10 protein-coding genes are annotated in these 12,236 nt (G+C 58.6%); 9 read left to right on the top strand and 1 reads right to left on the bottom strand.

The window, feature by feature from the left end:
- Positions 1-81 precede the first annotated feature (81 nt).
- From ASF29_RS13540 to iolB, 5 genes are all read left to right on the top strand, one after another.
- Positions 82-897 (top strand): MurR/RpiR family transcriptional regulator, encoded by an 816-nt coding sequence (locus ASF29_RS13540; RefSeq protein ID WP_062451306.1) that lies wholly within the window; start codon positions 82-84, stop codon positions 895-897.
- 117 nt (positions 898-1,014) lie between these two features.
- Positions 1,015-2,937 (top strand): 5-dehydro-2-deoxygluconokinase, encoded by a 1,923-nt coding sequence (gene iolC, locus ASF29_RS13535; protein WP_062451190.1) that lies wholly within the window; start codon positions 1,015-1,017, stop codon positions 2,935-2,937.
- The gene (iolD, locus tag ASF29_RS13530) at positions 2,934-4,757 is read left to right on the top strand and encodes a 3D-(3,5/4)-trihydroxycyclohexane-1,2-dione acylhydrolase (decyclizing) (protein WP_062451189.1); all 1,824 of its coding nucleotides are present in this window, start codon (positions 2,934-2,936) and stop codon (positions 4,755-4,757) included. Before iolC ends, iolD begins: the two co-directional genes overlap by 4 nt.
- Before the next feature lies 1 nt (position 4,758).
- The gene (gene iolE / locus ASF29_RS13525) at positions 4,759-5,658 is read left to right on the top strand and encodes a myo-inosose-2 dehydratase (RefSeq protein ID WP_062451188.1); all 900 of its coding nucleotides are present in this window, start codon (positions 4,759-4,761) and stop codon (positions 5,656-5,658) included.
- A gap of 15 nt (positions 5,659-5,673) precedes the next feature.
- On the top strand, positions 5,674-6,483 hold the full coding sequence (gene iolB / locus ASF29_RS13520) for a 5-deoxy-glucuronate isomerase (protein WP_062451187.1): 810 nt from the start codon (positions 5,674-5,676) through the stop codon (positions 6,481-6,483).
- 95 nt (positions 6,484-6,578) lie between these two features.
- Here the strand turns inward: iolB and fba are convergent, their stop codons facing one another.
- Complete coding sequence (gene fba, locus ASF29_RS13515) at positions 6,579-7,643, bottom strand: class II fructose-bisphosphate aldolase (RefSeq protein ID WP_062451186.1); 1,065 nt, start codon at positions 7,641-7,643, stop codon at positions 6,579-6,581.
- Between the two features lie 373 nt (positions 7,644-8,016).
- Here fba and ASF29_RS13510 point away from each other — a divergent pair, with 373 nt between their 5' ends.
- The 4 genes from ASF29_RS13510 to ASF29_RS13495 all read left to right on the top strand — a co-directional run bounded on the left by ASF29_RS13510 (position 8,017) and on the right by ASF29_RS13495 (position 12,197).
- Positions 8,017-9,018, top strand: coding sequence for an ABC transporter substrate-binding protein (locus ASF29_RS13510; protein ID WP_062451185.1), 1,002 nt, complete (start codon positions 8,017-8,019; stop codon positions 9,016-9,018).
- A 99-nt stretch (positions 9,019-9,117) separates the two neighbouring features.
- Positions 9,118-10,005, top strand: a complete 888-nt coding sequence (locus ASF29_RS13505) for a proline/glycine betaine ABC transporter permease (RefSeq protein ID WP_062451184.1) — start codon at positions 9,118-9,120, stop codon at positions 10,003-10,005.
- Positions 9,998-11,089 carry a glycine betaine/L-proline ABC transporter ATP-binding protein gene (locus ASF29_RS13500; protein WP_062451183.1) on the top strand — a complete coding sequence of 364 codons (1,092 nt, stop codon included), beginning with the start codon at positions 9,998-10,000 and terminating at the stop codon, positions 11,087-11,089. The genes ASF29_RS13505 and ASF29_RS13500 overlap by 8 nt, the downstream gene beginning before the upstream one ends.
- A gap of 88 nt (positions 11,090-11,177) precedes the next feature.
- Positions 11,178-12,197: an LLM class flavin-dependent oxidoreductase gene (locus ASF29_RS13495; RefSeq protein WP_062451182.1), complete on the top strand. Its 1,020-nt coding sequence runs from the start codon at positions 11,178-11,180 to the stop codon at positions 12,195-12,197.
- Positions 12,198-12,236 lie beyond the last annotated feature (39 nt).

Here is a 12,236-nt window from a genome sequence, read left to right as displayed (position 1 = left end):
TGAATCGCCATGGAAACCTTGTGAAAAATTTTGGAATGGATATTCCATATTGGAGGTGGGATGGAAAATGAGGGAGATGTCATGAATGCAAATGCGGCCCCGGCGACGGTTGAAGCTTTTCAGGAACGCTTGCTGGAGGTAACGGACAGTCTGCCGAAACGCCTGCGCCAATGCGCCGATTACGTCGCCGCCCATGCGGATCGCATCGCGGTGTCCACCGTCGCAGAGCTTGCGGAAAGTGCGGGCGTCCAGCCATCCGCCATCATGCGTTTCAGCCAGATCATGGGCTTCACCGGTTTTTCGGACATGCAGCGGCTGTTTCGGGAACATTACACCGGCGGCTGGCCGGATTACACCACGAGGCTGAGCAACCTGCGCAATAAAGGCGAAGACGGCGGTGCGCTGCTGCTCGCGGAATTCGTGGATGCAGGCCGTGCCTCGCTGGAAAGCGTGTTGAACACGGTCGATCCGCAGGAGTTCGAAACAGCGATCAAGGTTCTCTCCGAGGCTGCTACCATCCACATCATCGGTCTTAGACGTTCATTCGCGGTTGCAAGTTATCTGGCCTATGCGTTTGAAAAGATGGGTGTTCCCGCCATGCTGCATGCCTCTGTCGGGCAATTACACAATGAAAGCGCGATCCGCACCGGTGATGTCGTGCTGGCCATCACCTTCTCGCCCTATTCTGGCGAGACGATGGATCTTGTGTCGTCCAGCCTTTCAAGGCGCATTCCGGTGGTCGCCGTTACCGATACGGCAGTGAGCCCGATGCGGAAGCTTGGGGCGACCATTCTTGCGGTTTCGGAGGTTGATTTCGGTGCTTTCCGCTCGCTTTCGGCAACGCTTTGTGTTGCCATCGCGCTGGCCGTGGGGGTGGGTACGCATCGTCAAAATTGAATATTTATGTTGAAAATACAAAATTTGGAATTTATAGTCCAAAAATAATCTGACATGGAATGATGGTGGAGTGTCATTCCAGATGCAGGGTTCGCGTTACAGCGAGGGAGGACGGTCGTGACGAAGCTCGATCTCATTACCATTGGCCGTTCGTCGGTCGATCTTTACGGCGCGCAGGTTGGCGGTCGGCTGGAGGATATGGCCTCCTTCAACAAATATATCGGCGGCTCGCCCACCAACATCGCTGCCGGTGGCGCGCGGCTCGGTCTGAAGACCGCCGTCATCACCCGTGTGGGTGACGAGCACATGGGGCGCTTTATCCGCGAACAGCTGGTGCGCGAAGGCGTCGATATCAGAGGCGTCAAGACCGACCCGGAGCGCCTGACGGCACTGGTGTTGCTCGGCATTCGCGACCAGTCGCAATTTCCACTGATTTTCTACCGCGAAAACTGCGCCGATATGGCTTTGTGCGAAGACGATATCGATCCAGCCTTCATAGCAGATGCCGGATGCGTCTGCGCCACCGGCACGCATCTGTCGCATCCGCGCACGGAAGCCGCCGTGTTGAAGGCGCTGCGGCTGGCGCGGGAAGGTGGTGCAAAGACCGCGCTCGATATCGATTACCGCCCCAACCTCTGGGGCGTTGCGGGCCATGGCGATGGCGAAAGCCGCTTCGTGGAATCCCAGGCGGTCACCGCCAAGCTGCAATCGACACTACACCTGTTCGACCTCATCGTCGGAACGGAAGAGGAGTTCCACATTGCGGGCGGCTCCACCGACACGTTGGAAGCGCTGAAAGCCGTACGAAAAGTTTCGAAGGCAACGCTGGTCTGCAAGCGCGGCCCCATGGGCGCGTCCGTCTTTCCGGGCGAGATTCCAGCCAGCCTCGATGACGGCGAATCCGGCGAGGGTTTCCCCATCGAGGTCTTCAACGTGCTGGGTGCTGGCGATGGCTTCATGGCCGGGCTGTTCCGTGGCTGGCTTCGCGGCGAAGACTGGCCAACGACGCTGAAATACGCCAACGCCTGCGGCGCATTCGCTGTCTCCCGCCACGGCTGCACGCCCGCTTATCCCAGCTGGGAAGAGCTGCAATATTTCTTCCGCACCGGTATCAGGAACAAGGCGTTGCGCAAGGATGAGGCGCTGGAGCAGGTGCATTGGGCCACCAACCGCAAGGGTGACTGGAACACCATGCGCGTCTTCGCCTTCGATCATCGGATGCAACTGGAAGCGATGGCGGATGAGGCCGGTGTCGATCACGGTAGGATTGGCGAGTTCAAGAAGCTTTGCCTGAAGGCGGCCCTTCAGGTGTCCGGCGGCGACGCCGGATACGGCATTCTCTGCGACAGCCGCTTGGGCCGCGATGCGCTTTACGAGGCGAGCGGCACGAACCTGTGGATTGGCCGCCCCGTAGAATGGCCGGGCTCTCGTCCCCTGACATTGGAGCCCGAACTCGGCCTCGATTTCGGCGGGCTGAACGAATGGCCCGCCAACAATGTCGTCAAGGTTCTCTGCTTCTATCACCCGGATGATGCCGAGGAATTGCGCAAGGAACAGGAAGACACCGTGCTTCGCCTGTTCCAGGCTGCGCGCCGCAACCGTCTGGAACTGCTGCTGGAGGTCATCCCCTCCAAGGTCGGCGCCGTGGATAACACGACGACGGCACGGATTATCGATCGTTTCTACGAAATCGGCGTCTACCCCGACTGGTGGAAGCTGGAGCCGATGAAAAGTGAGGCAGCGTGGAAAAACGCGACCGATGCGGTGCAGCGCAACGATGCCTATGTGCGCGGAATCGTCGTGTTGGGTCTGGATGCCCCGCAGGCGGAGCTGGAGGAGAGCTTCCGTCTGGCCGCAGGCTTTGATCTGGTCAAAGGTTTTGCCGTTGGCCGCACGATCTTTGCCGATGCGGCGCGGGCATGGCTTTCGGAAAAGATGAGCGACGCAGACGCCGTCACCCAGATGGCGGATCGCTACAGCGCGCTCTGCCGCATCTGGGATGAGGCGCGCGCCAAAAAGAACAAGGGAGAGGCAGCGTGACGACACTACGATTGACGGCAGCGCAGGCAATGGTGCGCTATCTGGCTGCACAGATGAACGAGGATGGCGAGACCTATATCGCCGGTGTCTGGGCCATTTTCGGCCACGGCAATGTCGCTGGTATTGGTGAAGCGCTCTACGGCATTCGCGATGAGCTGAAGACCTATCGCGGCCAGAACGAGCAATCTATGGCGCATGCGGCAATCGCCTATGCCAAGCAACTCGGCCGCCGCCGCGCCATGGCGGTCACGTCCTCCATCGGCCCCGGCGCGACGAATATGGTGACGGCAGCCGCACTTGCCCATGTCAACCGTTTGCCCGTCCTGCTCATTCCCGGCGATGTCTTCGCCAATCGTGGCCCCGACCCGGTGTTGCAGCAGATCGAGGATTTCGGTGATGGCACCGTGTCAGCCAATGATTGCTTCAAACCCGTCAGCCGCTATTTCGACCGCATCACACGGCCCGAACAGCTTCTCACCGCCTTGCCGCGCGCCATGCGCACCATGACAGACCCTGCCGATTGCGGCCCGGTCACGCTCGCCTTCTGTCAGGACGTGCAGGCGGAAGCCTATGATTATCCGGCCAGTTTCTTTCAGAAAAAAGTGTGGCGTCAGCGCCGTCCCGAACCCGATGTCGCCGAGTTCGAAGACGCCGTTGCGGCTCTGAAGGCCGCGAAAAATCCGGTCATCGTCGCCGGTGGCGGCGTTCATTTCTCCGGTGCAACAGACACGCTGAAACGCTTTGCCGAGACGCACGCCATTCCCGTCATCGAAACGCAGGCGGGCAAGTCGGCTCTTGCTTGGGATCACGACCTGAACTTCGGCCCCGTCGGCGTCACCGGTGCAGATAGCGCCAATGCCATTGCCGAAAAGGCCGATCTCGTTTTCGGCATCGGCACTCGCTTTCAGGATTTCACCACCGGCTCCTGGGCGCTTTTCAAGAACCCTGATCGCAAGCTGCTGGCGCTGAACGTCCAGCCCTATGACAGCGCCAAGCACAATGCAATCAGCCTGACGGCAGACGCGAAAGTGGGCCTGGAAAAGCTGTCCGCCGCTTTGGGCAGCCACCGCTTTTCAGCGCCCGACACGGCCTTGAAACAGCAATGGTTTGCAAAAGCCGATGCCGTCACCGCATCGCCAACCGAAGCCAACAGCCTGCCGACCGATATGCAGGTCATCGGCGCTGTGCAGCGCGCTTCGGGCGACAATACCGTCGTCATGTGCGCGGCGGGCACCATGCCGGGCGAGTTGCACCAGCTGTGGAAGGCCAAGCTGCCGCTCTCCTATCACATGGAATACGGGTTCTCCTGCATGGGTTACGAGATCGCCGGTGGTCTCGGCATCAAGATGGCGGAACCGCATCGCGATGTCATCGTTATGGTCGGCGATGGCTCCTATATGATGATGAATTCGGAGCTGGCGACCGCCGTCGCCATGGGCGTCAAGATCACCCTCGTGATCACTGATAACCGTGGTTACGGCTGCATCAATCGCCTGCAAATGGGCACCGGCGGCGCGGAGTTCAACAATCTCTACGCCCACACAAATCACACCAACCCAATCGCCATCGACTTTACCGCCCACGCCGCCAGCATGGGTGCCGATGCCCACAAGGTGTCCTCGATTGCGGAGCTGGAAACCGCTTTGCACGCGGCGCGTGAGGCAACGGTGACGACCGTCATCGTCATCGACACCGACCCGTACCCAACTCCGGATGCCGGTGGTTACTGGTGGGATGTGGCCGTGCCGGAGGTTTCTGAGCGGAACGAAGTCAACAATGCACGCGCCGCTTACGAAGCCGCGTTGAAGGAAAGACAGTAAGATGATCCTTTACGGCACCAACCCCATCGCCTGGAGCAATGACGACGACCGCACGCTGGGCGCCCATATCAGCCTCGAGCAATGCCTGGATGAGACCTCAAAAATCGGTTTCGATGGCATCGAAAAGGGTCACAAGTTCCCGCAGGAACCGGATGCGCTTAAAGCGGTGCTGGAGCCCCGCAATCTGCGCTTCGTGTCCGGCTGGCATTCGCTCAACCTGCTGACCAACGCCATAGAAGACGAGAAGGCCGCCATGCAGCCTGCGCTCGATCTTCTGAAAGCCATGGGCTCCAAGGTCATCATCGTCTGCGAAACCTCCAACGCGATCCACGGCGATGATGGAAAGCCGGTCAATGACCGCCCCAAGCTTGCCGATGCCGACTGGAAAAACTTTGGTGCAGGCGTGGAAGTACTGGCGGCATTCGCTGCCGAGCAGGGCATCGCGCTCGTCTACCACCACCACATGGGCACCATCATCGAAAGCGAAGACGAGATCGACCGTCTGATGGAAAACACTGGGCCGCACACCAAGCTGCTGCTGGACACGGGCCACACGCTGTTTGGCGGTGGTGATCCCGCACGTCTCGCTCGCAAACATATGGCCCGCGTCGGCCATATCCATGCGAAGAACGTTCGACCCGATATTGCCGCTCAGGTGCGCAACGAAAATCTGTCATTTTTGGAAGGTGTCCGTCGCGGCGTGTTCACCGTTCCCGGCGATACGGACGGTGGCGTCGATTTCCCATTCGTCCTGAAAATCGCGGCCGAACATGGCTATAGCGGTTGGCTAGTCATCGAGGCCGAGCAGGACCCGGATGTCCGCAATCCGTTCGAATATCAAAGCCTCGGCCTGAAATCCCTGCGGGATTTCGCCAGGCAAGCCGGGCTGGACAAAGCCTGATCAAAGGAGACGACGATGGCCAATCTGCTGCGCAAGCCCACCGGAACAACCGGCAAGGTCCACGACATCACGCCGGAAAGTGCTGACTGGGGCTATGTCGGTTTCGGTCTCTACCGGCTGAAACCGGGTGATACCGCTGCCGAGCAAACCGGCGACACCGAAGTCATTTTGGTGCTGGTCGAAGGCAAAGCCGAGGTCTTATCCGAAGACAAGAACTTCGGAGAACTCGGCGACCGCATGAATGTCTTCGAACGCAAGCCGCCGCATTGCGTCTATATTCCCGCCGGTTCCTCGTGGTCGGTCAAGGTCACGAGCGATTGCACCATCGGCGTCTGCACAGCACCCGCCAAGCCGGGCAGGGAGGCGCAGGTCATCGGCCCCACTGGCATTTCTCTCAGCGAACGCGGCAAGGGCGCCAACACGCGCTACATCTTCCCCATCGCGATGGAAGACCGCGATGTGGCCGATAGCCTGCTGGTTACGGAAGTCTTCACTCCCTCCGGCCACTGGTCGTCCTACCCACCGCACCGGCATGACGAGGACAATTTCCCCGATATGACCTATCTGGAAGAGACCTACTACCACCGCCTCAACCCCGCCCAAGGTTTTGGCTTTCAGCGGGTGTTTACCGAGGATGGTTCGCTGGATGAAACCATGGCGGTTTCCGATGGTGATGTCGTGCTGGTCCCAAAGGGGCACCACCCCTGCGGTGCGCCTTACGGGTATGAGATGTATTATCTCAATGTGATGGCTGGCCCGATGCGCAAATGGCGCTTCCAGAACCATCCGGATCATGACTGGATATTCAAACGCGATAACGGTTGAGCAGATAGTTTCCAGACATTCAAGTTGCTAAAAGTGTGAGAAAAAAAGGGCTGGGCCTCTCTCCCGAGCGGCCCAGCCCTTTTTATGGGTCAAGATCAGGAGATGACCGGGTCCAGCGAACCGGACGCATAACGCTTTGCCATTTCCCGCAGCGGAATGGGCGTGATCTTCGATGCCTGACCAGCCGTCCAGAACAGTTCGAAGCGTTCCTTACAGAGCTTGGTCATGGCTTCACGCGCAGGCTTCAGGTATTTGCGAAGATCGAACTCGGCAGGGTCTTCCGCCAGAACCTTGCGGATTTGCCCGGTGATGGCCATGCGGCAGTCGGTGTCGATGTTGATCTTGCGCACGCCATTCTTGATACCGCGCTGGATTTCCTCGATAGGCACGCCCCAGGTCGGCTTGATCGCACCGCCATAGGCATTGATGATGTCCTGCAAATCCTGCGGCACCGTGGATGATCCATGCATGACGAGGTGCGTATTCGGCAGCTTGTTGTGGATTTCCTCGATGACATTCATGGCCAGCACGGTGCCATCAGGGCGGCGGGTAAATTTGTAGGCGCCATGGCTGGTGCCCATAGCAACGGCCAGCGCGTCCACCTTGGTTTCGCGAACGAATTTCACCGCTTCGTCCGGGTCGGTCAGCAACTGGTCGTGCGACAGCACGCCCTCGGCTCCGTGGCCGTCTTCGGCCTCGCCCATTCCGCTTTCCAGCGAGCCGAGAACACCGAGTTCACCTTCCACGGAGATGCCGCCGTAGTGGGCCATGTCTGTTACCTGGCGGGTGACGCCGACATTGTAATCCCAGTCACCTGGCGTCTTGCCGTCGGCTTTCAGCGAACCATCCATCATGACGGATGTGAAACCGGCCTGAATGGCGGTCATGCAGCTGGCGGCCTCGTTGCCATGGTCCAGATGCACGCAGACGGGGATATGCGGATAGATTTCGACGACCGCATCCATCATGTGCTTGAGCATGATGTCGTTGGCATAGGCGCGCGCGCCGCGCGATGCCTGCATGATGACAGGCGAATTGGTGGCATCCGCCGCATCCATAATGGCCAGCGCCTGTTCCATATTATTGATGTTGAAGGCAGGTACGCCATAGCCGTGTTCTGCCGCGTGATCGAGCAACTGACGGAGCGTTATTCGAGCCAAGGTATTTCCCCCTAAACAAATTGATTTGAAAACCGCATATTTCGATGCCGTTCCGTCCATTGATGGACAGACGTGTACTATTGCCGCGACAAAACCAACTATCCAGCTTTTTTTGACATTCATCAGCAATGAATCTGTAGCCCGAAGCGCGTTTTCCTGTCGCGAAGTGCGGCATGCCGAGGCTTCGGCACCAAAGTCGTCAGAAGATTAAATTACCGTGACCTGTCGTGGTTTGGCGAAAAGCCGTCGCATTTTGCTTAGGCTGCGACGGGGCTTCACGCCATCATCCTCTCAACCTTGCAAAAGACAAGAATAGGGACGGACCCAGCGGCAGGTCTGTTCTTTATAAGCGCCGCCAATAAAGGGAACAGATATGAAGAAACTGCTTGCATCGACCTGTCTGGTGTTCGGTCTGCTGGGTGGCGCATCCGCGTCGTATGCCGCAGAATGCGGTAGCCCCACCATCGCCAGCATGAACTGGCAGAGCGCGGAAGTGCTCTCTGCCATTGATAAGATCATTCTCAACGAGGGCTATGGTTGCAGCGCCGATATCACCATTGGCGACACGGTCCCGACCATCACGTCCATGGTGGAAAAGGGCCAGCCGGATATTGCGCCGGAAGCATGGGCCGATACGCTGCCAGATGTCGTCAAGCGTGGCGTGGATGAAGGCAAACTCGTCGTGGCCGCAACGGCTCTGCCGGATGGCGGTATTCAGGGCTGGTGGATACCAAAATACGTGGCCGAGGCCCATCCTGATATCAAGACCATCGGCGATCTCTTGAAAAACCCCAAGCTTTTCCCGGATGCCGAAAATCCTAACAAGGGCGCCATCGTCAATGGCCCGCAGGGCTGGGGCGGCACGGTCGTCACGGCTCAGCTTTACAAGGCATTCGGCGCTGAAAAGGCTGGCTTCGTCCTCGTCGATAGCGGTTCTTCCGCCGGTCTCGATGGCTCCATTGCCAAGGCTTATGAGCGCAAGCAGCCATGGGTCGGCTATTACTGGTCACCTACCGCGCTGCTGGGCAAGTATGAAATGGTGAAGCTCGAGCCCGGCGTTGCCGCTGATCCTGCCGAGTGGAAACGCTGCAACACGGTTGCCGACTGCCCGGATCCGAAGCCGAATGCATGGCCAGTCGACAAGGTCGTCACGCTGGTTGCCAAGCCTTTCTCGGAAAAGGCTGGCCCAGAAGTGATGGACTATCTCAACAAGCGGTCCTGGAGCAACGCGACCGTCAACAAGCTCATGGCCTGGATGACGGACAATCAGGCAACGGGCGAAGACAGCGCCAAGCACTTCCTGAAGGAAAATCCCGACATCTGGACCAAGTGGGTGTCTGCCGACGCTGCGGAAAAGATCAAGGCTTCGCTCTGACGACCTTCCCTGCTGTCAGACCCGCCGTCCGGCAGCCACGCAAATAGACATGCGATTGGCAACACCATTCGCATGTCGCCGCGATCATAGGGGACATGCATGGACTGGTTTTACTCGTTTCCGCACATGAACGACGAGACGCTTCGAAATCTGAAAAAGATGATCGATGATGGCTTTCGTGAATTCACGCGTGCCTGGGGCGGCACGATAGAGGGCTTCTTTTCGCCACTGCAACAGTTTCTGATTGCCGCAGAGCGCTTCATGACGCAAACGCCCTGGCCGATCATCATTCTGATCATCATGGCCATTGCCTGGTTTGCCAGCCGCAATCTCAAGATCGTTTTAAGCTGTCTGCTGACCCTGCTCGCCATCGGCTATTTCGACATGTGGACGGATACGATGCGGACGATCTCGATGATTTTCGTCTGCACGGTGCTCTCGATCATCATCGGTCTTCCCATCGGCATCATCATGTCACACTCAAACCGCTTCCAGCGGGTGGTCAATCCCATCCTCGATGTCATGCAGACCATGCCGAGCTTCGTTTACCTCATCCCCGTCGTGATGCTTCTGGGCATCGGCAGGGTGCCGGGGCTGATCGCAGTCGTCATCTACGCCATTCCGCCTATGATCCGGCTCACCAATCTTGGCATTCGCCTAGTGGACCGGGATGTGCTCGAAGCGGCGGATGCTTTCGGTTCATCTGGCTGGCAAAAGCTGTTCAAGGTGCAATTGCCACTGGCGCTTCCCACCATCATGGCCGGTATCAACCAGACCATCATGATGGCATTGGCCATGGTCGTCATCGCCTCGATGATCGGCGTTCAGGGGCTTGGTCAGCCGGTTCTGAAAGCTATCGCTAACCAGTATTTCACGCTCGGCATCTTCAATGGCCTAGCCATCGTCGGTATTGCCATTATCTTCGACCGCATCAGTCAGGCGTATGGCAAAAGGCTCCAGAAACATCAGGAGATGGCCCATGACTGACGCTTTTGGCGGTATTAAAATCAGCAATCTCTACAAGATTTTCGGTAGCAATCCGCAAGCCCACGTGGATGCGGTGAGGAACGGGCTGGCGAAGACGGAGCTGAATGAACGGTATGGCCATGTTCTGGGCCTGCGGGATATCAACATCGACATCCCCTCCGGCTGCATTCAGGTTATCATGGGCCTTTCCGGCTCCGGCAAATCAACGCTCATCCGCCACATCAACCGGCTGATCGACCCGACCGCAGGCGAAGTGCTGGTCGATGGCGTGGATGTGGTGAAGATGAATGCCACGGAACTGCGCGCCTTTCGCCGCCATCAGACCGCCATGGTGTTCCAGAAATTCGCGCTTCTGCCGCATCGCAATGTGCTGGATAACACCGTTTACGGCCTTGAGGTGCAGGGCATGGCGCGGGCGCAGAGCGTGGACATCGCGATGCGCTGGCTGGAGCGTGTCGGGCTGAAAGGCTTCGAGACGCGCTTCCCCAACCAGCTCTCAGGCGGCATGCAGCAGCGCGTCGGGCTGGCGCGCGCACTCTCCAACGACGCGCAGGTGTTGTTGATGGACGAGGCCTACTCCGCACTCGACCCATTGATCCGCACGGATATGCAGACCGTGCTTCTGGATATCCAGAAGGAAATTAAGAAAACCATCGTCTTCATCACCCATGATCTGGATGAGGCACTGCGTTTGGGAGACCAGATTGCCATTCTGCGCGATGGTGAAGTCATTCAGCAGGGCACCAGTCAGGATATCGTGCTGCGCCCGGCGGATGATTACATCGCCAACTTCGTCAAGGAAGTGAATCGCGGTCGCGTCATCAATGTCGAAGCCGTTATGTCTCCGGTCAGGCCGGGCATGCCGCTCAGCGGTCCGCAGGTGTTGGCGGGAACCAGTGTCGAAGAAGCCATGCGCCTGCTGTCGATCAGCGGTCAGGATGACGCAGCCGTTGCCAATACCAAGGGGGAGGTTCTGGGCATGGTCAGTTTTCGACAACTCGCCAGCGCCATCGTCAATGCGCAGGTTCAGGAAGGGGGCAGCGGCCTTCACTCAAACGGCGGCGTCGTTCGCGCCAAGGCCTGAACAGACTGTTCACAATCTTGGACGTACATTCCCTGAATTGCGCACTATATGTTTGGCAACAAAACATATGCAATTCAGGTGAGATATTATGAAGAAGATTGGTTTTCTGTCCTTCGGTCACTGGAGCCCCGGTGCGCATTCGCAGACGCGCAGCGCCAAGGACGTGCTCCAGCAATCCATCGAGCTGTCTGTTGCCGCTGAAGAAATCGGCGTTGATGGCGCTTACTTCCGCGTCCACCACTTTGCCCGCCAGCTGGCCTCACCCTTTCCGCTGCTGGCCGCTGTCGGTGCCAGAACGAAAAAGATCGAGATCGGCACCGGCGTTATCGATATGCGCTACGAAAACCCGCTCTATATGGCGGAGGATGCCGGTGCTGCCGACCTCATCTCCAACGGTCGCCTGCAACTGGGCATCAGCCGAGGCTCGCCCGAACAGGTGGTCGATGGCTGGCGGTATTTCGGTTATCAGCCGAAAGACGGTTCCGATGATGCGGAAATGGGCCGCAGCAACGCCGAAGTTTTTCTGGAGGTGCTGAAAGGCGAAGGCTTTGCAGAACCCAGCCCGCGCCCGATGTTTCCCAACCCGCCCGGCCTCCTTCGTCTGGAGCCGCATTCGGAAGGCCTGCGCGACCGCATCTGGTGGGGTGCCAGTTCCAATGCCACGGCCATCTGGGCAGGTAAACTGGGCATGAACCTACAGAGTTCTACGTTGAAGAACGATGAGACCGGTGAACCTTTCCACGTGCAACAGGCCGCGCAAATCCGTGCCTTCCGCCAAGCCTGGAAGGAGGCCGGTCATAGCCGGGAGCCGCGCGTTTCGGTCAGCCGTAGCATCTTTGCACTGGTTGATGACCGAGACCGCGCTTATTTCGGCGGTGCCAAGGAAAGCGACAGCATCGGCTATATCGACCCGACCACGCGGGCCATCTTCGGACGGTCCTACGCGGCGGAGCCGGATGCGCTGATCAAGGAACTGGCGCAGGACGAGGCGATTGCCGAAGCCGATACGCTGCTGTTGACGATCCCCAACCAGCTAGGCGTCGACTACAACGTGCATGTTCTCGATTGCATCTTGAAACACGTCGCACCCGAACTCGGTTGGCGATAACGAAAAAGGTCCACGGCATCGCACGATGCCGTGGCCCAA

It is taken from the genome of Rhizobium sp. Leaf262, assembly GCF_001422245.1.
Classification (GTDB): domain Bacteria; phylum Pseudomonadota; class Alphaproteobacteria; order Rhizobiales; family Rhizobiaceae; genus Agrobacterium.
This window is presented reverse-complemented; position numbering and strand designations above follow the sequence as displayed.

What these genes read in the sequence shown, in the direction of transcription:
- ASF29_RS13540 (WP_062451306.1), top strand. Translation starts at nt 82, where the DNA reads ATGAATGCAAATGCGGCCCCGGCGACGGTTGAAGCTTTTCAGGAACGC.
- iolE (WP_062451188.1), top strand. Translation starts at nt 4,759, where the DNA reads ATGATCCTTTACGGCACCAACCCCATCGCCTGGAGCAATGACGACGAC.
- iolB (WP_062451187.1), top strand. Translation starts at nt 5,674, where the DNA reads ATGGCCAATCTGCTGCGCAAGCCCACCGGAACAACCGGCAAGGTCCAC.
- ASF29_RS13510 (WP_062451185.1), top strand. Translation starts at nt 8,017, where the DNA reads ATGAAGAAACTGCTTGCATCGACCTGTCTGGTGTTCGGTCTGCTGGGT.
- ASF29_RS13505 (WP_062451184.1), top strand. Translation starts at nt 9,118, where the DNA reads ATGGACTGGTTTTACTCGTTTCCGCACATGAACGACGAGACGCTTCGA.
- ASF29_RS13500 (WP_062451183.1), top strand. Translation starts at nt 9,998, where the DNA reads ATGACTGACGCTTTTGGCGGTATTAAAATCAGCAATCTCTACAAGATT.
- ASF29_RS13495 (WP_062451182.1), top strand. Translation starts at nt 11,178, where the DNA reads ATGAAGAAGATTGGTTTTCTGTCCTTCGGTCACTGGAGCCCCGGTGCG.